This window comes from Neobacillus niacini, from assembly GCF_048572935.1.
GTDB classification, from domain to species: Bacteria; Bacillota; Bacilli; order Bacillales; family Cytobacillaceae; genus Neobacillus; species Neobacillus niacini.
Genome location: NZ_CP183883.1, coordinates 2,508,580 through 2,531,146, shown reverse-complemented (window position 1 = coordinate 2,531,146; position 22,567 = coordinate 2,508,580). Strand labels below are relative to the sequence as shown.

Sequence of the window (22,567 nt, the reverse complement as noted above, 5' to 3'; positions counted from 1 at the left end):
CCTCCTGATTTGACTGATAAACGAACGAAATAAAAGCCTACATCACCGACATAAAGACTTCTAACCCAAGTTCGTTCTCTGAGAATTCCTTTACTGTCACTTCTATTTGAGATCCAGTGAGGAATTGTTCAATCAGTTCTTTTTTTATTATTATTCCGCTAAAATCAAAAAAGAAACGAACTCCATCTGATTGCGGTTGAATTGTGATTGATAAATGATTTTCTTGAAAGGCCTCAATCGCCTGATCCAAGCAAATAAAAAAGGATTTTGTCCAATTAGACAGAATGTCATCATTTATTTCCACTGCTTCTAAATCGTTAAGAACCTCATATTCAAGCTGAAATAGATGATTTTCCCAATTTGATTTCAAAAGCAAGGAGGCAAATAGTGGCAAACGAAAGTTCGACAGCTTCGATTCATGCTGTGCTTCGATTACAATTTCATTTATATATGCTTTCGCCCGATCAATTCTATCTAAATCCAAGTTCCCTTTGATTAACTGCAGTCTATTCAGCCAATCATGCCGTGAGTGCCGCAGCACTTCAACGATATCCCATTCTTTGTCCATAATCGCACTCCTAGCTTAAGTGTCGAAAAAACTATTTTCTGTTAGTATATCAAAAAAGTTCACATGAGTAAGCAATTTTGCGCGAATGTTTTCCAATTGAGGTACTTTGAGGCTATTTTCGGGAGATCAAATTGGAGTTTTATTGGATAATTTTACCTTATTTTTCAAAAAAGAAAACCCTAACCAATCAGGTTAGAGTTTTCATAGAAAGCTTACGCTTCTTGAGCTGTTGGATAAACGCTCACTTTTTTACGGTCACGACCTAAACGTTCGAATTTAACAACGCCGTCGATTTTCGCAAATAGAGTGTCGTCACCGCCACGGCCTACGTTTTCACCTGGGTAAATCTTTGTACCGCGTTGACGGTAAAGGATTGAACCACCAGTTACGAATTGACCATCTGCACGCTTAGCGCCAAGACGCTTTGCGATAGAGTCACGTCCGTTCTTTGTAGAACCTACTCCCTTTTTAGATGCAAACAACTGAAGATCTAATTTTAATAACATGTATTCCACCTCCTACTTTTTGAAGGTTATTTTTATGTGTTCTCCGTACTCTTCTTCAATCGTCTGCAATGAAATAATCATTCCTTCTAGAAGAAGCTGAACCTTCTCATGAGTGCCTTCCGGAAGTTTATCTGGAACAACACAGCGGAGAAAGCCATCTCCTTGCTCAATCAGAGGCGTAACACCTGTTAAGGCATGTACCGCATTGATTGCGCCGATGGATACTGCGGATGCGCCTGCACAGACGATATCCTTTCCCCGATCAGCAAAGAATGCATGACCACTTATTGTAAATGATTGAATTGAATCGGACTCAGAACGATTAATTTTAATAGATATCATCTATTGTCCAACACCTTATGCGTTGATCGCTTCGATCACTACTTTAGTGTATGGCTGACGATGACCTTGCTTTTTACGGTTGTTTTTCTTCGCTTTGTATTTGAAAACGATGATCTTCTTAGCGCGGCCTTGTTTTTCAACTTTAGCTGTAACAGTAGCGCCTTCAACTAATGGGCTTCCTACTTTTACGTTTTCTCCGCCAACGAATAAAACCTTATCAAATGTAACTGTTTCGCCTGCTTCTGCGTTAAGCTTCTCGATGTAGACAGCTTGACCAGCTTCTACTTTGATTTGCTTACCACCTGTTTCGATAATTGCGTACATACTTGCACCTCCTTATAAACTCAGACTCGCCAAATACAGGCGCTAATGCGAACGCATAAGTCTTACTACCTGTTCTGTGCGGTTGTAGCACGGGTGCTACAAACATAACATTGAAAAGTTTATCATGTAATAGGCAAAAGTGTCAATAGGATTCTCCAGCTTTTTGCGCTATCTCGTCAAGATTCCCAAATTGTTTTATCACATAGTAATGTGTAGCAGATGACTGAATCGAAAAACAAACTTTAAACTGCAGCCAATCTTCTATCATATCAAGGTGTGGTTCGATCGCCTCTTGTACCTCTACGGTAGTTTCAATTAATACTGCTTCCGCATCAGAATTTCTATGTTCTAACAATTCCCGTTCCAATCGAAATGCAATCGTATCTGCACTTAATATTTTTCCTGTCCCTTCGCAAACAGGACATTTTTCTTGAAGCGCTTCTGTAAGTGAGACTTTGGTTTTCTTTCTCGTTAGCTGCAGAATACCAAGTGAGGTAAAACCCATGATTTTAGTTCTAGTTTTATCCTTCTGGAATTCCTTCTCAATGGTTTCTTGTATGTAACGCTTGTCCTTTTCGTTTTTCATATCGATAAAATCAATCAGAACGATTCCGCCTATATCACGCAGTTTCAACTGACGGGCAATCTCAATTGCAGCTAGGGTATTGGTTTTTACCACGGTTTCTTGATAATCATTTTTACCAGAGAATTTCCCGGTATTAACATCAATTATCGTTAAAGCCTCTGTCTCATCAAATATTAAATAAGCACCATTGTCGAGCCAGACGATTCGCTTAAGGGCTTTATCAATTTCATGCTCAATTCGATGAAGGGTGAAAATATTTTCTTTCCCATTATAATAAGTAACTTTTAGGTTAGGATTTCTCAATTGTATAAGTTGTTTTATGGAAAGGTCATCAATAAACACTTCGCCTGATGACATTTTCATGACGTATTCAAGTACCAATTCGGTAAAGGTATCTTTTTGATATAGAATCCCTGGCTTTTTAAAAGAAGCAGCTTTCTCCAGTAATTCTGTATACTGGCTTCGTAAGGTACTTAGTTCGTTTACCATTTCCTCATAAGTGGCTGAGGTACTTGATGTACGAAAAATCAGGCCTTCTTCTTCACTTTTCAGTTTCGTCCCATAACTGCGAAGATTGTCTTTTTCATCAACAATTTTTTTAGAAACTGCCACATAGCGACCTTGAGGCATATAAATAAGGTTGTCCCCAAGCAACTCAACAATCCCTGTCACTCTAGCACCTTTAGGACCTGTTGCATCCTTATCTACTTGCACTATTAACTTTTCTCCCTGATGAACGAAGGATGATACACTTTTCTTCTCTTTTTCGATACCCCGATCCGGTGACAAAACATATGACGCTAGCACATCACGATGGAGGTAGGCATTTTTCTCTTCGCCTATATCGATAAATGCTGCATTCATTCCGGGCAGCACCTTGGTTACGGTCCCATAATAAATATTACCGACCAGAGATCGCTGCTCTGGCCGGTCAAAAATAATCTCTTCAACTGTGTTATTCTTAACGACTGCAAATCTCTTCTCTCTAGAAATAGCATTAATAATTAGTTTATCCAATCCGGCTTCCTCACTTTTTTTACTAATAGTTTATATTATAACCGTTTAGTAAGAAAAAAGAAGGTCGCTGATTTTATCTGTTAATCGTTTTTCCGAAAAATACGCATGCAGCAGTTCATTCTCATCCAACATCCCTTTTTCTTTGCCATCACTCTCAACAATAATCGGGTGCTTGCAGCCGCGTTGGAATTTTTCTAACACATCAATGAGCAAGTCTTGCTCATTGGCTTGGATGGGCTTCAGGGCTTGTAGGTCGCTATTTTTACCATAGTAGCGCTCGAGAAGAAATCTCATAAAAATGTAACGGCGCTGCTTCCATTCATGGTAAAGCGAGAATAATAAGAAGCCTACGATAATCCAGACATTTAGTTGTTGCGGAGCTGCTAGGAGCGTTACTGCAGAAAAGATTCCAACGCTGAAAAAAGAAATGATTAATGTTAGCCGGTGAGCTATAGGAAATGATTTTTTTAAGGAAAGAAACATGAAGATCAACTTTCCACCGTCGAGCGGCCAAACCGGAAACAGATTGAAGATAAAAATCATAATGTTGTAGTAAAAAAATAATTGAAACAAATCCTCAGACATCAAATCAAATGAGAATAGCGCAAAAGCTAATGCCACCATCCAAATGTGCTGAAGCGGTCCAGCGAGAACAACAATAGCCTCTTCCTTTAATGGCCGATTCCCGTGCTCCTCCATTTCAGCCACCCCGCCAAATGGGAGGAGAGTGATTTTTTTTATACGCCATGAAAAAAAAGAAGCCGCAGCAGCATGCCCCATTTCATGGATGAAAATGATGCCAATTAGCAGGCATACTTCGAGGAAATGTGCTGTAGTAATCGATATTGCGATGACAAACCATAACAAAGGATGGATATAAACGTGTTGTAATAAATATATGATTCTATTCAAAGCGAATCACCTGAATCGGGTCGATGAAATCATCGCCCTTTTTGATCGAAAAATAATACTTACCCTTCGTTTTGTCTTCACCCGTTGATTCTGAAGCTGTGCCGACAACCGTTTCCGTTTCAATAAATTCATATAAACTAACCTTAATTTCCTCGAGATTCCCGTAAGTAGATTGCGTTTGATCTGCGTGCTGGATGATGACGGTTTTACCTGTGCCTTCCTTAACACCAGCAAACATGACATTTCCTTCTTTCATGGCTTCCACTGCTGCACCATTTGCTGTTTCAATCATAATGCCCTGTCCATTTTTCTCGAAATTTTCAAGGACTTTCCCTGAAAACACCGGTATATCGTGGTTTTTCTCGACTACGTTTTTCTCGCCGCCTTTTTCTTCCTCTGTAAACGGCAGCAGAGCTAATGGCTTACCGAATTGGTCTTCATACCATTTTGATACTGTGGCAAATTTAAAATCCTGCTCCATGGTTTTCATAACAAAATCCTTAGCTGGTGCAAATGTTGCCGAGTTTTCACGGAACATAATGGCAATGACTAAAAATAAGACAGCTGATGCTAAAATCTTAAAAATAAAAACTTCCTTTTTAAACAAGGGATGAATGCCATCGTCCTTGCCTGCTTCGTATGAGGAATAATGATTAAATTCGTACTTTTCATCATCCCCCGGCCAATTAATTTCACGCTCTGGACCTGTTCCTGATGACCCTTTTTCTCTTTTCCGCTTTGCGATTCGTCGCCGTATTTCTTCAGGAGTAGACCGCATTATCCCACCAACCTTTTAGAGACCTTTTTGTACAAGTCTATGAGGTTGTCCTCAAGAGTATGCCTACTCGGTAATTTTTAAGAAGACTTTGGTTTGTGCTACTCACATTTTTCGGTTAGCACCTTCCCCTTACACTGGACTTAACAAAGCGATTAATCTTGCAGAATAGATTTTCTAGATACCAGAAAAATGTTACTACTTTTAATAAAAATTCAGATAGTTTTTACCGTTGTTTACACAATTATTAAAGTGCTAGTTTAATATTTAGATAGCGTTTTCATAATTTACAACACAAGTACATAAGGAGGAAATATTGAAATGAGAAAAAGATTAGGTGCAATAACACTATTAATTATTATCTCCCTTGTAACTGTAACAATGGCTGGTGCAAAATCATTATATCCTTCTAAGCCTGTTCCAACTAAGGACAGACACACCATTTCTGAGATTGTTCATCCTAATAGCAAGTGGGAAAAGGTAGCCACTGGCAGCGGATTTATGGAAGGGATTAACTTTGACCGTAACGGCCAAATATGGATGGTCAGTCCGGCCACTGGCGAAATTATGAAGGTTGAGGGAGATAAGGTTTCAATTGTGGAAAAGTATAAATTTCCTATCGGAGCAAAGTTTCATAAGGACGGACGCCTTTTTATCACCGATGGCACAGGAGAACTTTATGCTTATAACACCGAAACCAAAGAGCGTACGACCATTGTTAATTCATACCAAGGTTCGCCTTTGAAAGGACTTAATGACCTGGTATTTGATGAAGTGGGGGGGCTTTACTTTACCGAGCCATTTGGATCAAGCGTAACAAATCCTGTTGGCCGTGTCTTCTATTTGCCGCCAAACGGTACCGAGCCTCAGCTATTTCAAGAGGGCATTGCTTATCCAAATGGTATAGCCATTTCTGCTGATGGACAGCGAGTATATATCTCTGAATTTGCCAGCAACCGAATTATCTCCGTTCCATCGAAGACTGCGAAAGACCAGCGGGAAATGGCATTTGCTTTCGCTCAGTTTGAGGGTGGAATTGGACCAGATGGATTAGCTGTGGATAAAGAGGGTAATCTTTATGTGGCACATTTCCAAGCTGGTGAAATTGTCGTAGTGGATGCGAGTGGATTTAAGTACGGTAGTATTCGCCTGCCTGAAGATGCGGGAACATTTACAACTAACCTGACTTTTCATAATGGCTATCTGTATGTTACCGAATCATCGAAAAATGAAGTTTGGCGCATCAAGGTTAAAAAAGAAGGTTTGCTGCCATACGGTTTGCAATAGACCTAGGCAAGAGTAATAGGTATCCCTTCAACATATCTCTCGGATTATCGGAGGCTGTCGCAAAATATAATTTTTGTGGAAGCCTTCTTTTTTCATTTTTCCTTCCAATTGGGTTTTGGACATTTTATCGACTCTTTTGTACATTTTTCAAAGGGTTTTGTAATTTTAGACATATATTACCAATTATTATAATTAGTGACTTTAAACTTCCTTGGTAACATGGATAAGCCACACGTTTTTATTGCTTATCCATATAATGGCTGTAAGTTAAATAAATAGAGGTGAATAATTTTGTCTGCCAGCGACAAACAAGATTCTTTTCGTGGTGATGTCTACGATTTAATTGAGTTAGAGCAATTATTAAAGGGTCCTCACCAAGTACTGTTTGAGGGTAAGAGTCCCTATCAGGACGTACTCTTACTAGAAACGAAAAATATACGTTTATACCATAACGATCAACTAGTATGGAACAGTTTGGATGAACGAATTTATCATGAAGCACTAGTCCATCCAGCTTTTGTTTTATCAGACCGTCCGGAACACGTTTTGATTATCGGGGATGAATGCGGATTTGCACTGCGAGAAGTCCTTAAATATTCAACGGTATGCCACGTCAGTCAAGTGTCTCTTTCTCCAGCAACTTTGGTAGCTGCCCAGAAGACACCTGAAATCCTCGAAATGAATGAGCGTTCTTTTTACGATCATCGTGTTCAAATAATCCAGAGCAATATATATGAATTCCTCCTAACCGAACAGCAGCGATTCGATATAATAATCGCAAATCTTCCAGATCCTGAAACCAATCAACTTAGCAAACTATACTCAAAAGAATTCTTCAAAAAATTGTCCAATCTCTTAACACATTGCGGAATCATGGTTATCCAATCTGCGTCACCTGAAGATACTCCGTTGGTATTCTGGAGTATTGATAAAACGTTACAGAGTGCTTCCCTACACACTCTTAACTATCATGTTAATAGTCCTTGGTTTGGAGATTGTGGATTCCATCTCGCTGGGAAGAAAGTTTTAAAATGGAATGATGAGAAAAACCCGTGTGTAGAAAATCGTTCTCTCCCTAAAAGTCTAAAAAAATGGTTTACCTTTTCCCAGCGAGTGAGGTCAGTTCAAAAACAGGCTGTTGTTCTCTCCATTAGGTCCTTAAACCTAAACTCCTATTCAGAACAGGACCCTGAAGACACGAAAGAACTTCGTCATCTTCTCTCCAACCCCCACCGTGTACTTTATGAAGGCGGCACAAAAGGGGACAGTGTGAAAATTTTGGAGACTAATGATGTACGTCTATATCTAGACAAACAACTTCAATTTAGTTCGTTAGATGAGCAAATCTATCATGAGGCTCTTGTTCATCCGGCCCTTTCCATGGTTAGAAAGCGAGAACGCATTCTAATTGCCGGAGGCGGGGATGGTTTTGCGATTCGGGAGGTTCTTAAATACCGAGATGTGCAGCATATTGACTTAGTGGACCTTGACCCATTAATGATTCACTTGGCGGGCGATCTACCAACAGTAGCGTCACTAAACCAACGTGCACTCCACGATAAGAGGGTTTCTGTCCATCAAAAAGATATCCAGGTATTCCAAAAAGAACAAAGTGTGCCCTATGATGTCATCATTGTGGACTTGCCAGACCCAGGCGATGAAATATTGAGTAGATTGTATACAGTAGAATTCTTCTGTAAATTATCTAATCTTCTAACTGAAGATGGTATTCTTGTCTGTCAATCTCATTCACCAGAATATGCTCCATTCGTTTACTGGAGCATTGGCTTATCGTTAAAAGGAACTGGAATGCAAGTTAAGAGTTACCACACCGAAGTTCCTTCTTTCGGGGATTGGGGATTTCACCTTGCCTCAAAAAAGCCCATGCATTTAACAAATAGGAAAGTAGTCGTCCCTCATCAAACACTCCCTGAAGACCTGTCCACTTTATTTGTATTTCCGTCACACTTCCGTTCAGTTCAGGAAAATACACGAATGAATACATTGTCAAACCTAACATTGCATGAAATTTATAAACAAGAACTTCGAAGGTAACCATCAAAAAAGGCTCTGCTCGGAATTGCTGAATGAGCAGAGCCTCTTTTTAGATACTATTTCGGGAAAGCATGGACAACCGTACAATTTATTTTTACTAAATCCCATACGATAACTTACATAGGAAAACGGAGGGAATGATGAAACTTTGACCAAAGAAGGAAAGCATATGATCATTGACGCATTTGAGTGTGATTCTACCCATTTAAATGACATTAAATTTTTAGAAGAAATGTGTAAAAAGGCAGCACTTGACGCAGATATGGAGATTTTATACTCTTACTTCCATCAATTTGAGCCACATGGAGTAACAGGTGTAATCGTTTTATCCACTTCGCATTTATCCATTCATACATGGCCAGAAGAAAAGTATGTATCCCTAGATTTTTATACATGTGGGACGCTAGAACTAACAGCTCAAGTGGAATATCTGATCAAAGAATTATCTTCAAAGCAAGCACTGGTATATTCTATTTCACGAGGCGTTTCCTATCCTCAACTAATACAAAGTGAAGAATTAGGCGGTTGATATTGCCTATTTAACCAAGGTGAAAACATATGAGAACGAAAAACGTAAAGCCCTTTACTTATGGGTCTTTATATAAACAAGATTTGCCTGATGGTAAAATGACTCCACTTACGGCTGGGAACCTAATAGAATTTACAATAGCAGGACCCTATCAAAATACTTGGCCGGATATTTCAGCAAATAGCATTACCGTTTACAAGTCCGGTGTTTATCAGATCACAGCAGATGTATCCGTCCTATTAGAAGAAGAACAATCGGCCGTATTCAACCTCAACCGTCTGGCTGATGGATCCGACCCACTCGTAGGTTCTACCTTTGACGCAAAAGGGATAAGTATTGTCACTGGAATAAATATTCAAGCTTATTTGTATGCTGGTGATGCAATTGGTATTTTTATTGTGGACACCTATGCTCCTAGAGGAAAATTGCCACGTTATAATAGAGCGGCACTCACTGTTCATTTACTTGAGTATTAATCGTTTTAGAGCATACTAAAAGCCTGTCCGTTTATATGGACAGGCTTGTTATTATCGAACACCAAAGAACTGTTTAATTTTACCAAAGACACTTTTATTTTTGTCTTCTAGCGGCTGCAATGGAATAGATTCGCCGAGGATACGTCTAGCAATGTTACGGTATGCAATCGACGCTTTACTATTTGGATTTAAGGCAATGGGTTCACCGTGATTAGAAGCTTTGATAACTTCTTCATCATCTGCAACAATACCAATTAACTCAATCGATAAATGCGTAGTGATTTCATCTACATCTAACATATCGCCGCTTTTCATCATATGGTTTCGGATTCTGTTGATAACTAATTTCGGTGACTCGACCGTCTTAGTCTTCTCCAGCAGACCGATGATTCGATCAGCGTCTCGTACTGCCGAAACTTCAGGAGTCGTAACGACAATCGCACGGTCCGCCCCGGCAATCGCGTTTTGGAATCCTTGCTCAATTCCAGCAGGACAATCGATAATAATATAGTCATAATCTTGTTTAAGTTCATTAATTAGTTTGTGCATCTGTTCTGGCTTAACAGCCGATTTGTCCACTGTTTGCGCTGCTGGAAGCAAATACAATAAATCTTCGAATCTTTTATCTTTAACGAGTGCTTGGTGGATTTTACATCTGCCTTCCACGACATCCACAAGATCATAAATAATTCGATTTTCCAGCCCCATCACAACATCTAAATTCCGAAGGCCAATATCAGTATCTACTAAACATACTTTTTTGCCTTGAAGGGCCAACGCTGTACCAATATTAGCAGAAGTCGTGGTTTTTCCGACGCCGCCTTTACCGGATGTAATTACTATTGCCTCTCCCACATTAATGTCCCCCTTCGAATCTATTTAAATTAGGCCTTAAATTTATTAAAACTTGCAATCTATCTACGATGATTTGATGGTTATCGTCGATGTACGCACATTCCATTTCACGTTTTTCAGCATTTTGAGCTTTATCAGGTGCACGATTAATGCAATCATGAATCCTTAGCTGTGCAGGCTGCATACTTGAAGCGGTAATAACGGCTTGATCATTACCAAATACTCCTGCATGGGCTATTCCCTTTAAGGAACCCATAATAAAAATATTCCCGCCAGCAATTACCGTTCCACCTGGGTTAACATCCCCTATAAGCAATAAATCACCCGGAACTTCTAATACCTGTCCAGAGCGGATAATGCGCGAAACCGTTACGACTTCGTTTTCCGCTTTAAGCTTGTCCACTTCTGCTCTTGTGACCACATTTGATTCAATATCATCGACTACTAAATTCTTTTTTTGACGGATGAGATTTTTTATTTCTTCACGTTGAGCGTCATTTAAGTACCTATTACCGACATCGACTTTAACAGGAGTTAAATGCCGCTCACCTTCATTTGTTTGATTTGCCGAAAGTTTTTCATCAAGCTCCTTCTTCAGTTCCTCATAGGAACAGCTATCATCAAGATGAAGGACAATTCCATCCTTCGTACCTTTAATCGTAACATTTTGCCGCTTTTTCATGGAGAAAACTCACCTCAAATAATAAGAAACACATACGTGCGATAGAAATAGGCATTTTCAAGCCACAGACACACTTTTATTATACAATTCGACACGCTTTATGTATTCTCCTTTTTTTAAAAAGAAATACAACCCTCATTCATCTCGCAAGCTTTGTGCAACACTTTCAAAATAACGCTTTAATGGATATGCTGCAATCAATAGGAAAACGGCATTTAAAATGAGTGTAGGATAAAAACGCATTTTAATAAAACTGATAAATTCAAGTGTGGTGATATGAATTAAAAAGTCCATTTCATAGACACCTAATTCCAGCAGAGCAATCCCCATTAGAGACACCAAAAACGCGACAATAATATTGGTTTGGAGCACGTGCATAATTTTCGAAATAAGGTATGTAATGAACGGAAATAGGAAAAGGTATATGCCTATAATTTCGATCCACACAATATCAAATAAAAGTCCAAAGATTGCAGCATAAATGATTCCGTATTTTCTGCCTGCATAGATGGCCAGGAACAAAATCCCTCCGAAAAGAAAACGAGGCGCCAAAATGTAATTGTCACCAAAAACTTCAGGCGGTGCATATTGCGCAAACATGCTCTCTAATAAGAAAAGGAATAGAAACAAAAGAGGAAGCAGGAATTTCTTCACAAATCCTCCTCCTCCCCTGTGCCCATTTCCGCCTGAGTAGGCTGAGTCATGGTTCTGGTAATCACAATAATATTTTCCAAATCATAAAAGTCCGCACCTGGTTTAACTAAAGCAGTTTGATTTAGTCCGTATTGGTCTGGCTTTACGTCAATGACCTTACCAATTTGTAAGCCCTGTGGGAATACACCGCCAAGACCGGAGGTGATGACGTTTTGTCCTTTTTTAATTTCTACACCTGAAGGAATCGCTTTGATTAATAATGCTTTTTTCTCTTTATCATAGCCCTCGACTAGACCATTTACATTTGTTTCGCCTTGGACGATGGCGGAAATTCGATTCTTTGGATCCATAGCACTCAACAATTGAACCGTTGAGCTAAATTGATTGACTGTCTTAACTTTGCCTATTAAGCCATGCGCGGTTACAACGGCCATATTTTTTTTAATTCCGTTTGTTTTCCCTTTATTGATAATAATCATTTCATGCCAACGATCAGGGTTTCTACCTATTACAGTTGCTTGTAATGGTTCAAAATCTCTCAGGGTATCTTGTTCACCGAGAATATCACGCAGCTCTTTATTGTCCTTTTCCAGCTCCTGTACCTGTGCTTCAAGGCTAACAAGTTTCTCCATCCGTGATTTTAATTCTTTATTCTCTTCATATGTATTTTGCAAGTCCTGGAGATTTTCAAAAAAACCTGCAACCAAATGAGCAGGCTTTGAAACCAGGGATTGAACAAGGCCTGCAGTATCCTTTAAGAACTGCTCCGGCCAGGATAGTTTACTTCTCTCCCTTAACGAAAACCCAATCAATGCCACGAGAACAATAATGCTAACCAGCAAAACGATCAATCGTTTATTCAAAAAGAACTGTGGCATGATTATACACCTCTATCTTCATACATAATGTGTCAAGCCTACAGCGCCATTAGACATGGCGCTTTCGCTTTTCTTTTTATCTAGATTCTTTAGCTTTATTTTTGAATAACTGAATATGATCCAAAGCTTTTCCAGTCCCGATAGCAACACAATCTAACGGGTTCTCAGCAATTAGAACTGGCATATTCGTTTCTTCACTAATTACCTTGTCCAGGTTTCGAAGCAGAGCACCACCGCCTGTTAAGACGATTCCTCGGTCCATAATATCCGCAGCAAGCTCTGGCGGTGTTTTTTCTAATGTATTTTTTACAGCCTCTACAATCGCATAGACCGTATCTTTTAGAGCAACACCAATTTCTTTCGCAGTGATTTCAATGGTTTTTGGAAGACCAGTTAATAAATCACGTCCGCGAATTTCCATATTATCGATACCCTCAGAGTCTCCTGCTGAACCAACTTCCATCTTAATGGCTTCAGCTGTACGTTCACCAATCATGAGATTATAATGTTTTCGGATGTACGTAACAATTGCATCGTCCATTTCATCACCAGCAACGCGAATGGAAATGCTTGTAACAATTCCACCTAATGAAATGATCGCTACTTCGGTAGTACCGCCGCCTATATCAACTACCATGCTGCCAGTCGGCTCCCATACAGGCAGGTTTGCTCCGATAGCAGCTGCAAATGGCTCCTCAATCGTATAGGCGTCCTTCGCACCAGCTTGACGTGTTGCGTCAATAACAGCTCTTTCCTCAACCGCGGTTATTCCTGATGGAACACATACCATTACATACGGCTTACCGGAGAAAATACTCTTACTTTTAATCGCTTGACGAATATGATGTTTCATCATGATTGCAGTTATTTCAAAGTCCGCAATCACACCATCCTTCATTGGTCTCATCGCTACCACATTACCTGGTGTACGGCCAATCATGTTCTTTGCATCATTACCAACCGCAACAATGGATTTCGTGTCTGTCTGCATCGCCACAACAGATGGCTCTCTTAATACAATCCCTTTACCTTTTGCATACACAAGGGTATTTGCTGTCCCCAAGTCAATACCAAGGTCTCTTGTCCCAATTCCAAACATAGTTGTATCTCCCTTTCTGATACGAAAATAGCTAAAGGTAAGTAAATATACCTTCTATTCATGTAATTTTTCTAGTAAATTTATATGATAATCTCGAAAGATGTCCTAAAAAATCATAAACATTATTATATCCCAACGATTAAAAAAATCATAGTATTATAAATATCCTTTTTCTTTAAGAGAGACAAATTTATTTTCACCAATAATGAGGTGATCGAGCACGTCGATGCCTATCATTTTTCCGCACTCTACAAGCCTCTTAGTGACCTCAATATCCTCGCGGCTTGGGGAGGGATCCCCAGAAGGATGATTGTGAAGACAGATAATAGAAGCAGCAGAACGTTTTAATGCTTCACGAAAAACCTCGCGAGGGTGCACGATACTGGCATTTAAGCTTCCGATAAATATAGTTTGTTTATGAAGTACTTGATTTTTTGTGTTGAGGTATAAACAAACGAAATGCTCTTGTGATAGAAAACGCATGTCGTTCATCACGTAATTTGCACCATCTTCTGGTGAGCGAATCACATAGCGGTCAGTGTAGTTTAAGTTCGTAATTCTTCTGCCAATTTCAACTGCTGCAAGGATTTGAATCGCCTTTGCCTGACCTATTCCTTTAATTTCAGTCATTTCTTCTAATGTGGCATCTTTTAAAAGCCGCAAGCCTTCAAAATTTGTAAGCAACCGGTTGGATAATTGAAGAACACTTTCATCCTTTGTACCAGTTCTAAGTAAGATGGCGATTAATTCATGGTTCGATAAACTTGCTGGACCATTCTGAACAAATCTCTCTCTAGGTCGTTCATCTTGAGGGAAATCACGAATCATTAATGAATTGGTTGACATTCTACTTCCTCCCTATGATAGGGAGTTAAAGAACTACTTAGCCGTTACGACAACTGGTAGCCCAGCCTTTTTAATTCGCGGTAGGTTTTCGCAACCGGCAGGCCGACAACCGCAAAATAATCTCCATTAATTTTTTTGACAAGCATGCTTCCAAGCTGCTGAATGCCATATCCACCTGCTTTATCAAGCGGTTCACCACTTTGTACATAAAAATTGATCTCCTCGTCCGTTAACTCCCAAAACCAGACTTCTGTTCTTTCATAAAAACGGGCTGTTCCATTTGGAGATAATATGGAGACACTGGTGTAAACTTCGTGCTTTCTTCCTGAAAGCTTTTCTAACATTCTTTTGGCATCTGCCTTGTCTTCAGGCTTTCCTAAGACCTGACCATCTGCAACAACAATGGTGTCAGACCCAATGACATAGGCATTAGGATTTTCTTTAAAAATCACCTGTGCTTTTCGTTCGGCAAGATCCATAACTACATCCTCTGGTGAAAGCGTTGGATCAAAGCTTTCATCTACTTCACTGCTAGAAATCGTGAATGATAATCGGAGGTTTTCTAGAAGTTCTTTTCGCCGTGGAGAAGAAGAGGCTAAAATGAGGTTTTGCATTTCATCACCTTACCTTTTGCATCATTTAGGGAGATACATGTTAATCGTATCAGAATTTGTAGAAGCAAACAATTTTTATATCATTAAAGTTTGAAGAAATATGACAGATTATGCGGAATTTTTCTTGAGGTTAGACAGATAATGGTTTTTAATCATACAAAAGGCCCGTCTAAATAGACAGGCTCGTTATTCAAAAATAATTTCCCGGAAAATATCAGCTTTTGTCGACTACAATGAATAATAGATACTGAGATAATTTAATAAGTGCTGTTGTGCCTCAACCAAACTATCTTTTTTCTTCTTTTCTTGAAATGCTTCTACACTCTTCAACGCGCTGGATAATTCCTTGTTTAGATTTATTACTTTTTCATTTTTTAGCTTGCCTGCTGATTGATTCAGTTGATCACCAAACCCTGCGACTTCTTTACTAGCTTCTGATGATATATTTCCAGAGACAATGGCGTTAGAAGTTACCTTTGATAGCTGTTGAAAAATGGCAGGTGCTGCTTCTAAAAAGCTTTTTTCAGTTTCATTTATATCGGATAAATTCTTTTCCGCAATGGGGATTTGTTTTGGCAGTACATCATCAAAGCCATTGGCTTCGTAATGTCCTTCAATTTTCTTTGCATTTTCAATCGAGTCTGTCACACCTAAGAACAAAAATTCTTTATCATTCATTGTTAGTGTTTGAGCAGGTGCGCCTTTCCCTTTTGCCTCGTTCGCTGCCCCAGACGCAGCATCTTTAGTCGAAAAAGCTCCACCTTGTACGATGAACACAGTTTGAGCTCCAATGGCAATAGAACTACCCTTTCCACCGGTTGCTACTTCTGAACCTTTATCAGTCCCCTTGTCCTCAACAACCGGCTGAGTGACTGCAGGTTTACTGTTTTCACTAATAACTAACTTAAGCATGAGAACCCCGAGACTTGTCCCAATCAAGATAGCAAATACAGCTGTTACAAGTATAGATTTTAACACACTACCATTACGCTTCATTGAAAAGGTTGTAAAAGTAGCAGTCTTCCTTTTTTCGCCCTTTTTCTGCTTCTGACTGCTGACAACCTTATATTCCTGAATGTCGTTTTCTGTAGATTCAGGAATTATCCAATCAAAACTTTCATCGATTGGATCCTTGGCTGCAGCAGTCTCAAGAAAAACATCCTGATCATTGAAATCCTCATCGATGTTTATCACTTTAGTAAAAGAATCTTTGCTAGATTCTTGTTCCTTCTTAATGGGCTCTTCTGTAAAAGTCTGGTTTTCTCCATTTAGCTTTATTTTGATGGTATTGCCACGATTCGGCTTGTCCACTAACCCGTACTCCTCCCTCTACCAATAGCAATTTCTACCATCCTATCACAAAGACAAAAAAAAATAACAAGACTTTTGTCGTCTTGTTATACAATGCTTTCGTCAAATTATTTGCAAGTTTGCGATAGTATTAATTAGCTTTTGTCGTTTCAGAGAAGGAACTTAATGGATTTTTCTTGTTTGCTGGTGCCGGAGCGTCAATTTTCGGCAGCTCGGCAACTAGATCATCTAAGGTTGGCAGGTAATAGGCTGAAACCGTAAGAGAATATGTTAAAGGTGCAACTTCCTGCTCGTGCGAAGTGATTTCTTCTCCGCCAGAATAACTAATTGATTCGACAACAACAATCCGCTCTAAGGTTTCAAGGGTCTGAATAAACTTTTCCAGATCCTCATAGGTTGGTGATTCAACACTCAAACTAACAGAAAGCTTTTTTAAACCATTTGTAGCAGGTGGTTCAGTTGCTTGATCTGGCGTAGCTGCTACTTGTGGACTATCTACGTTAGTTTGAATAGTGGTTCCCGTACCTTGGCTTGTCCCATTGGACCGCTCTGTTGGTGTCTCAGCCGTTGCTATGACCACATCAGCGTCTTTAGAAAAGCTCATATTGGAAATAACGCTTTTTGATACCGTTTCGGCTTTTTCTAGGTCCAATATTAACTGTTCTAAGAGCGGCTTGACTGGTACTTTTTTTTGTAACTCTCGTGTATCTTCAACAACCTTAATAGTGTCATCAGCTTTCTTTTGGGTAACAATGTCTAAAAGTTTCTGTTCTGTCTCTAATGACTGCTGTTTCATACTGACATCAGATTTTAATGGGGTTAACTTTAAAAATTGAGCAAAAACAATTAGTAATCCTAATAGAAGTATTCCTGCTAACAAAATGATTTTGTCGATTTTAGAGAGACGGATGTTCATGATTGTGTCACTCCTTCTTCATCATTTTTACCAGTCACTTCTTTTATTTTTATCATATTTAACTTAATTTCAAATTGACCAATATACCTTGGAAGATATGGGTCATTTGAATTAAGGTTAGTCTCAATTTCAGGTGTTGGTGTTGGGTTTTGAACTGCTGCAGCACCCGCAGCAACTTCATTTGTTAACTCCGTTGCAGTGCCTTCAGCCTCTTTTTGTTCTTGGATAGTAAGTGAATTTAAGGTTGGTTCTCCGACCCATTCAGAATCACCAAGATTATCTAAAAAGTATGCTGCTTCTCTCGCGCTATCAAACTGGACTGTTAAGATAACTGTCCCTGCCTCCGCATAGGCAAATGACTGAATAAACCCACGTTCTGGTAGAAGTGATGTTAAATGCTGCATAATTGGTATCGTTTGAATCGGATAGGTGTTTGCCCATTCTACCGCATTTTTTAATAAACTGATAGACATTTGCGATTCATTCTTATCAGCATTTTCCCCTTCTTTAACCGTAATTTCTTTTGTAACAGAAATTTGTTTGTCCAAATTCTGCAATTCGTTTTTAGCAGATTGAATTTGCCAAAAGTAGTACGCACCAACAAAGATAATAAGTGCAAGTAGTACAATTAGTATAATCATACTAAATTTCCTTGGTTCTTTTTGAGGAAGGAGGTTAATTTCTACTAACATTACTGCACCTCTTTCAGAGCAAGACCTAAGGGTAATAATAAACTGGAAGGAACACTAGCCTTGCCTTTTTCTTCTGAAGTTAGCGCAAGCATTTCCACAGGAACTTCTAACCGCTCTATCATTTCATCATAAATGGCTTTTAACATCGGGTGATCACCATTTACCAAGAACTTAGTAACATCAAGCTTCTCATTGCTAAGCGAAAAACGATAATAATCTACTAATTTATTGATTTCTCTAAATATGTCCTCAAAATGAAGAGCCAATTCATCAGAAACGCCAGTATAAATAAATTCAACGATACCAGATAAGCCTTGGGTATATTCCCAGTCCTCTATGTTGAATGGTAATGGAAACTGGCGCATTACCATCGGAACGCTACCTTCAAAAATACACAAGTTGACACTTGTTAAATCAAACTGGACGGTGAAGAGAATTTCTTTTTCATTCCCTTTTTTCAGATGATGATAGAGACGATAAAGAGATAACGGCGAAATATCCGCTGCCAACGGATTTAATTTTAGACTCGAGAATAATTCGGCATATTCCATTACGAATTGCTCCGGTGCTGCAAATAGAAGAATATCTTGTGTTTTCCCATTGTTTATTAATAAATGGTAATCAAAAACTGGTTCTTCAAATGGTAAGTGAATGGTAGAACCGAGTTCTAAATATAGATAACCTTTAATTTCATCTTCCTGAATATCGGAAGGAATGGAGACTTTTCTTATAATGACAAGTGGATCGGGTACAAGGAAGCGGATTGAACGTCCTTTTATTTTCCATTCTTCAATACATTGTTCAAGAATGTTGGCTAGTGAGTCACTATCAACAATTTTACCGTCAACAATGATACCTGGTGGTAAAAAACGTTCACTCCATTTTTGGGCAGTAGGGGGATTACTTTGTTTTAATTCTAAAAAACGAATTGAGTGGTCATTTAGTACCAAGTTTATTATTCTGTTTTTAGTTGAAAAAAGGGAGAATCCCATATTTATTACCCCTTACTTATAATCCTTGATAAAGGAACTGTAAATATAAATTGATTAAATCAGATCCCCAATAATATGCGGTCAACGTCCCAGCCGCAATAAATGGACCAAATGGAATCGGTTGCTTTCTTTTTACGATTTTCAAAAGCAATGCTACTCCTCCTATAACTGCACCAAACAATGTCGAAAGGAAGAATGATAGAAGCACAAGTTTAAAACCTAAAACAAATCCAATTAGTGCATAAAGTTTAATATCTCCTCCACCCATCCCACCTTTACTCACAAGGGCAATGATAAGTAAGAGTATAAAACCGGTACCAGCACCAAGAAGGCTGTCCCACCAAGGAGTTAACGGCCAAATAATTCGTTCCAATAAAAAAATCCCTGCAAACCAAAATAAAATTTTATCAGGGATGAGCATATAGTTTATATCTGATACGATGATAATCATAAACATCGAAATTAGAGTAAGCGCCACTACAAGCTCTCCTAACCAGCCAATAACAAGTGGTGAGGTTGCAAATAATATTCCGGTAAGTAATTCAAAAACCGGATATATAGGAGAAATCCGCGACTGACAGCCGCGGCATTTCCCACTTTGAAACAAATATGAAAATATAGGGATTAATTCATAAAAAGCTAACTTATGTCCACATGTCGAACAAGAAGAACGTGGAGATATAATGGATTTATTTATGGGAACTCTTATACCAACGACATTATAAAAAGAACCAAGAACTAATCCATAAATAAACATAATTATATTTATCATATTATCTTGAAGCGTTTGCTAATTCTTCTTCTGTCAAAATTCCATCACTTGTAGCAGGAGTACCTGTTGCAACGTCAACACCATCAACTGATTCAGCATCATGATTGTCTATACTGAAAGTTTTTGTAGTAACATTATATGTTACATCAAAATCAGCATCTTTAACTTTTGATAAGTATTCTTTCAATGCTGCTTCAGTCCAACTAATAGTTGCCAAATTTCCAGAAGCATCATTTGTGGTAGTAACACCAGTTGGTAGTGTCCCAGTTGGATCAAGTTCAACATTTGCTATTCTAGCTGCGTCAATAATCGAAATCGCCTCTGCAATTTTAGCGTCGTCTTTACTTTTAGAAATTACATTTCCAATAGCGGGTATAGCAATTGCTGCAATAATGCCCAAGATTACTATAACTGCTAGTAACTCAATTAATGTAAAACCCTTTTGTTCCTTAAGTTTAATACTTAGTCTTTTTATCATTGTTATATCTCCTTTATGGTTCTATGAACCTAGTATTATTTCTCTATGAGTATACAATAAATGTAATTTAATATAAAGAGGTTTTTCGTCGTATTTCGTCCCAATTTTTACATTTTTGTAGTATTTAGTATTTTATTGTTTAAACTAATTATATTTGGTTAAACATCTCAAACATTGGAACCATAATGGCCATTACGATTACCCCAACAATCCCTGCCAGTATTACAATCATAATTGGTTCAATTAATGATTTAAGTCTATCCGTGCTCTGCTCTACTTCTTTTTCATAGAATTCAGCAATTTTTGACAACATTGCATCTAAAGCACCTGTTCCCTCACCTATAGAAATCATTTGAGTAACCAATGGAGGAAAAGCCCAGTGAATAACCATCGGTTCTGTCATTGACCTCCCTTTTTCTAAAGAATTTCGGGATTCAATGATTACCTTAGCAATTACTTCATTTTCCACAACTTTTTCTACAATTGACATTGCTTGGAGAATCGGAACTGAACTGGAAAATAGTGAGCTCAGCGTTCGCATCATTCGAGCAAGTGCGGCTTTCTGCAACATTTTTCCAAAGACTGGCATTCTTAAGAGAAAATAATCTAAATAATACTTTGTTTTCTTATTGGTATTTATATAAAATATCGAAAGGACACAGCAAAGAATGATAAGGAAAATGAGCCACCAAAAATTTTGCGTAAATTCGCTGGCTGCTAGAACAAACTTTGTTATTCTTGGAAGTTCTCCACCTAAATCAGCAAACATATTTACAAAAGTTGGTACAACTGAGGTGAGCAGGAAAATTACTGCACCAATTGCAATAAGTCCAATAACAGCGGGATAGGTTAGAGCTGACACTACCTTTTGTCGTGTGTCATGCTGTTTTTCAAAATCATCGGCAAGTTTCTCGAGAGTCTCATCAATATTACCACTGACTTCTCCTGCTTTAACCATATTAATAAACATGGAGTTAAATATTTTCTTATGTTTTGAAACCGCTTCTGAATATGGATTCCCTTCTCTAAGGTCCTGTTCAACAGCTAAAAGTGCTTTTTTTAAACCTTTACTTTCTGTTTGGGCTGCAAGTATCCCAGTAGCATCAACAACCGTTACCCCTGCTTTAATTAAGGTAGCAAACTGCCTTAGATAGATGACAAAATGCTGAAGCTTAACGGGATTTCCAAAAGATAGATCTTTTGTCATTAGTGTTTCAGGAATTTCTGTCATTTCAATGACACGGACTCCATCTTCTTTAAGCTTGACCATTGCTTCTCGGCGAGAAGCGGCATTTATTGTACCCTGCTTTTTACCTCTTCGATCACGTCCTGAATATTTAAATCTAGCCATCCAGCATCATCTTTTCTTGTAGATATTTGGTTGCAGCTTCTTTTTGAATTAAGTTGCGGTCAATTAAATCTCTGATGCTCATTTCAAGAGTGTGCATTCCTTGAGCACGTGAAGTTTGCATCGTGCTTTGGATTTGATGAATCTTCTCATTTCTGATTAAGTTCGCAATGGCAGGATTGTTAACTAAGATTTCAGTGGCTGCCTTCCTGCCTTTTTTATCAACGGTTGGAAAAAGACGCTGTGAGATTACTCCTACTAGAACCGATGCCAACTGAACACGTATTTGTGGCTGCTGTGCAGGCGGAAATACGTCAATAATCCTATTAATCGTAGCCGGCGCGCTCGATGTATGGAGTGTTCCCAATACCAAGTGACCGGTTTCTGCTGCTGTAATCGCGATTCCGATTGTTTCTAAATCCCGCATTTCCCCAACAAGAATAATATCTGGATCTTGTCGTAGTGCTCCTTTTAAGCCATTGGCATACGATTGCGTATCAAAACCAACTTCTCGCTGATCAATAATGGAGTTTCCATGTCTATGCAAGTACTCAATTGGATCTTCAAGTGTAACAATATGCTTTCGCATCGTTCTATTCACATAATCAATCATTGAGGCCAATGTGGTTGATTTACCACTACCTGTCGGACCTGTGACGAGAATTAACCCTTGTGGTTTTTCAACAAGCTCTGAAACAATTTTAGGTAAATCTAAATCCTCAAGCGTTGGTGTTTTTGATGCAACAACCCTTAATGCAAGGGAAACACTCTTCCTTTGGTGGTAAGCATTGACACGGAAACGCGATACTCCAGGGAGGCCATAAGAGTAATCAAGTTCACCTTTTTCCTTGAATAAATCATACATATTTTCTGGAACTGTTAGTTTTGCGATTTCTTCGGTATCATCTGGGAGAAGTATATCTTTTCCATAGCGCTTAATATCGCCATTTATCCGAAAAATCGGAGGAACTCCAACCGTAAAATGAATATCGGACGCTTTAAATTCGAGTGCTGCACGCAGTATATTCTCAAGTTTTTCTTTCATCTCGTTTT

The 22,567-nt window shown here is 38.7% G+C and carries 26 protein-coding genes, 1 pseudogene and 1 other annotated feature; of the genes and pseudogenes, 4 read left to right on the top strand and 23 right to left on the bottom strand.

The window, feature by feature from the left end:
• Positions 1–37: 37 nt before the first annotated feature.
• From ACN6MT_RS12160 to ACN6MT_RS12130, 7 genes are all read right to left on the bottom strand, one after another.
• Positions 38–568, bottom strand: a complete 531-nt coding sequence (locus tag ACN6MT_RS12160) for a sporulation initiation phosphotransferase B (protein WP_034674965.1) — start codon at positions 566–568, stop codon at positions 38–40.
• 212 nt (positions 569–780) lie between these two features.
• Positions 781–1,074: a 50S ribosomal protein L27 gene (gene rpmA / locus ACN6MT_RS12155; RefSeq protein WP_034674968.1), complete on the bottom strand. Its 294-nt coding sequence runs from the start codon at positions 1,072–1,074 to the stop codon at positions 781–783.
• A 12-nt stretch (positions 1,075–1,086) separates the two neighbouring features.
• Positions 1,087–1,416, bottom strand: coding sequence for a ribosomal-processing cysteine protease Prp (locus tag ACN6MT_RS12150; RefSeq protein WP_419956046.1), 330 nt, complete (start codon positions 1,414–1,416; stop codon positions 1,087–1,089).
• Between the two features lie 15 nt (positions 1,417–1,431).
• Positions 1,432–1,740 (bottom strand): 50S ribosomal protein L21, encoded by a 309-nt coding sequence (gene rplU / locus ACN6MT_RS12145; RefSeq protein WP_034674973.1) that lies wholly within the window; start codon positions 1,738–1,740, stop codon positions 1,432–1,434.
• A gap of 12 nt (positions 1,741–1,752) precedes the next feature.
• Positions 1,753–1,834 (bottom strand) — a sequence feature (ribosomal protein L21 leader region).
• Positions 1,835–1,882: 48 nt separating this feature from the next.
• Positions 1,883–3,343 (bottom strand): Rne/Rng family ribonuclease, encoded by a 1,461-nt coding sequence (locus ACN6MT_RS12140; RefSeq protein ID WP_419956045.1) that lies wholly within the window; start codon positions 3,341–3,343, stop codon positions 1,883–1,885.
• A 45-nt stretch (positions 3,344–3,388) separates the two neighbouring features.
• Complete coding sequence (locus tag ACN6MT_RS12135) at positions 3,389–4,255, bottom strand: M50 family metallopeptidase (RefSeq protein ID WP_419956044.1); 867 nt, start codon at positions 4,253–4,255, stop codon at positions 3,389–3,391.
• Positions 4,248–5,033 carry a peptidoglycan DD-metalloendopeptidase family protein gene (locus tag ACN6MT_RS12130; protein ID WP_419956043.1) on the bottom strand — a complete coding sequence of 262 codons (786 nt, stop codon included), beginning with the start codon at positions 5,031–5,033 and terminating at the stop codon, positions 4,248–4,250. Before ACN6MT_RS12130 ends, ACN6MT_RS12135 begins: the two co-directional genes overlap by 8 nt.
• 318 nt (positions 5,034–5,351) lie before the next feature.
• On the opposite strand from ACN6MT_RS12130, the gene ACN6MT_RS12125 reads away from it, so the two are divergent.
• The 4 genes from ACN6MT_RS12125 to ACN6MT_RS12110 all read left to right on the top strand — a co-directional run bounded on the left by ACN6MT_RS12125 (position 5,352) and on the right by ACN6MT_RS12110 (position 9,377).
• Positions 5,352–6,317, top strand: a complete 966-nt coding sequence (locus ACN6MT_RS12125) for an SMP-30/gluconolactonase/LRE family protein (protein ID WP_419956042.1) — start codon at positions 5,352–5,354, stop codon at positions 6,315–6,317.
• 291 nt (positions 6,318–6,608) lie between these two features.
• On the top strand, positions 6,609–8,372 hold the full coding sequence (locus ACN6MT_RS12120) for a spermidine synthase (protein ID WP_419956041.1): 1,764 nt from the start codon (positions 6,609–6,611) through the stop codon (positions 8,370–8,372).
• Positions 8,373–8,541: 169 nt separating this feature from the next.
• A complete protein-coding gene (gene speD, locus ACN6MT_RS12115; RefSeq protein ID WP_419956040.1) occupies positions 8,542–8,901 on the top strand; it encodes an adenosylmethionine decarboxylase in 360 nt (119 codons plus the stop codon).
• A 29-nt stretch (positions 8,902–8,930) separates the two neighbouring features.
• Positions 8,931–9,377: a hypothetical protein gene (locus tag ACN6MT_RS12110; protein WP_419956039.1), complete on the top strand. Its 447-nt coding sequence runs from the start codon at positions 8,931–8,933 to the stop codon at positions 9,375–9,377.
• 51 nt (positions 9,378–9,428) lie between these two features.
• Here ACN6MT_RS12110 and minD read toward each other — a convergent pair whose 3' ends face one another.
• The 16 genes and pseudogenes from minD to ACN6MT_RS12030 all read right to left on the bottom strand — a co-directional run bounded on the left by minD (position 9,429) and on the right by ACN6MT_RS12030 (position 22,559).
• On the bottom strand, positions 9,429–10,232 hold the full coding sequence (gene minD / locus ACN6MT_RS12105) for a septum site-determining protein MinD (RefSeq protein WP_034674994.1): 804 nt from the start codon (positions 10,230–10,232) through the stop codon (positions 9,429–9,431).
• A 1-nt stretch (position 10,233) separates the two neighbouring features.
• The gene (gene minC, locus ACN6MT_RS12100; RefSeq protein WP_419956038.1) at positions 10,234–10,914 is read right to left on the bottom strand and encodes a septum site-determining protein MinC; all 681 of its coding nucleotides are present in this window, start codon (positions 10,912–10,914) and stop codon (positions 10,234–10,236) included.
• Between the two features lie 135 nt (positions 10,915–11,049).
• Entirely contained in the window at positions 11,050–11,568 is a 519-nt protein-coding gene (gene mreD, locus ACN6MT_RS12095; protein ID WP_419956037.1) for a rod shape-determining protein MreD, read from the bottom strand.
• Entirely contained in the window at positions 11,565–12,446 is an 882-nt protein-coding gene (mreC, locus tag ACN6MT_RS12090) for a rod shape-determining protein MreC (RefSeq protein ID WP_034675002.1), read from the bottom strand. Before mreC ends, mreD begins: the two co-directional genes overlap by 4 nt.
• Before the next feature lie 76 nt (positions 12,447–12,522).
• Positions 12,523–13,545, bottom strand: coding sequence for a rod shape-determining protein (locus ACN6MT_RS12085; protein WP_034675007.1), 1,023 nt, complete (start codon positions 13,543–13,545; stop codon positions 12,523–12,525).
• A 156-nt stretch (positions 13,546–13,701) separates the two neighbouring features.
• Complete coding sequence (radC, locus tag ACN6MT_RS12080; RefSeq protein ID WP_419956036.1) at positions 13,702–14,391, bottom strand: RadC family protein; 690 nt, start codon at positions 14,389–14,391, stop codon at positions 13,702–13,704.
• 44 nt (positions 14,392–14,435) lie between these two features.
• Positions 14,436–15,005, bottom strand: a complete 570-nt coding sequence (locus ACN6MT_RS12075; RefSeq protein WP_419956035.1) for a Maf family protein — start codon at positions 15,003–15,005, stop codon at positions 14,436–14,438.
• Positions 15,006–15,233: 228 nt separating this feature from the next.
• On the bottom strand, positions 15,234–16,316 hold the full coding sequence (locus tag ACN6MT_RS12070; RefSeq protein WP_419956034.1) for a hypothetical protein: 1,083 nt from the start codon (positions 16,314–16,316) through the stop codon (positions 15,234–15,236).
• A 130-nt stretch (positions 16,317–16,446) separates the two neighbouring features.
• Positions 16,447–17,232 carry a pilus assembly protein PilO gene (locus ACN6MT_RS12065; RefSeq protein WP_419956033.1) on the bottom strand — a complete coding sequence of 262 codons (786 nt, stop codon included), beginning with the start codon at positions 17,230–17,232 and terminating at the stop codon, positions 16,447–16,449.
• Complete coding sequence (locus tag ACN6MT_RS12060) at positions 17,229–17,924, bottom strand: PilN domain-containing protein (RefSeq protein WP_419956032.1); 696 nt, start codon at positions 17,922–17,924, stop codon at positions 17,229–17,231. The genes ACN6MT_RS12065 and ACN6MT_RS12060 overlap by 4 nt, the downstream gene beginning before the upstream one ends.
• Positions 17,924–18,916: a type IV pilus biogenesis protein PilM gene (pilM, locus tag ACN6MT_RS12055; protein WP_419956031.1), complete on the bottom strand. Its 993-nt coding sequence runs from the start codon at positions 18,914–18,916 to the stop codon at positions 17,924–17,926. Before pilM ends, ACN6MT_RS12060 begins: the two co-directional genes overlap by 1 nt.
• Before the next feature lie 16 nt (positions 18,917–18,932).
• A complete protein-coding gene (locus ACN6MT_RS12050) occupies positions 18,933–19,394 on the bottom strand; it encodes a prepilin peptidase (RefSeq protein WP_419956427.1) in 462 nt (153 codons plus the stop codon).
• Between the two features lie 93 nt (positions 19,395–19,487).
• Positions 19,488–19,673: pseudogene (locus tag ACN6MT_RS12045) on the bottom strand (prepilin peptidase); the annotation flags it as partial.
• Between the two features lie 16 nt (positions 19,674–19,689).
• Entirely contained in the window at positions 19,690–20,166 is a 477-nt protein-coding gene (locus tag ACN6MT_RS12040) for a prepilin-type N-terminal cleavage/methylation domain-containing protein (protein ID WP_419956030.1), read from the bottom strand.
• 148 nt (positions 20,167–20,314) lie between these two features.
• On the bottom strand, positions 20,315–21,517 hold the full coding sequence (locus ACN6MT_RS12035; RefSeq protein WP_419956029.1) for a type II secretion system F family protein: 1,203 nt from the start codon (positions 21,515–21,517) through the stop codon (positions 20,315–20,317).
• Positions 21,510–22,559, bottom strand: coding sequence for a type IV pilus twitching motility protein PilT (locus ACN6MT_RS12030; RefSeq protein WP_419956028.1), 1,050 nt, complete (start codon positions 22,557–22,559; stop codon positions 21,510–21,512). Before ACN6MT_RS12030 ends, ACN6MT_RS12035 begins: the two co-directional genes overlap by 8 nt.
• Positions 22,560–22,567 lie beyond the last annotated feature (8 nt).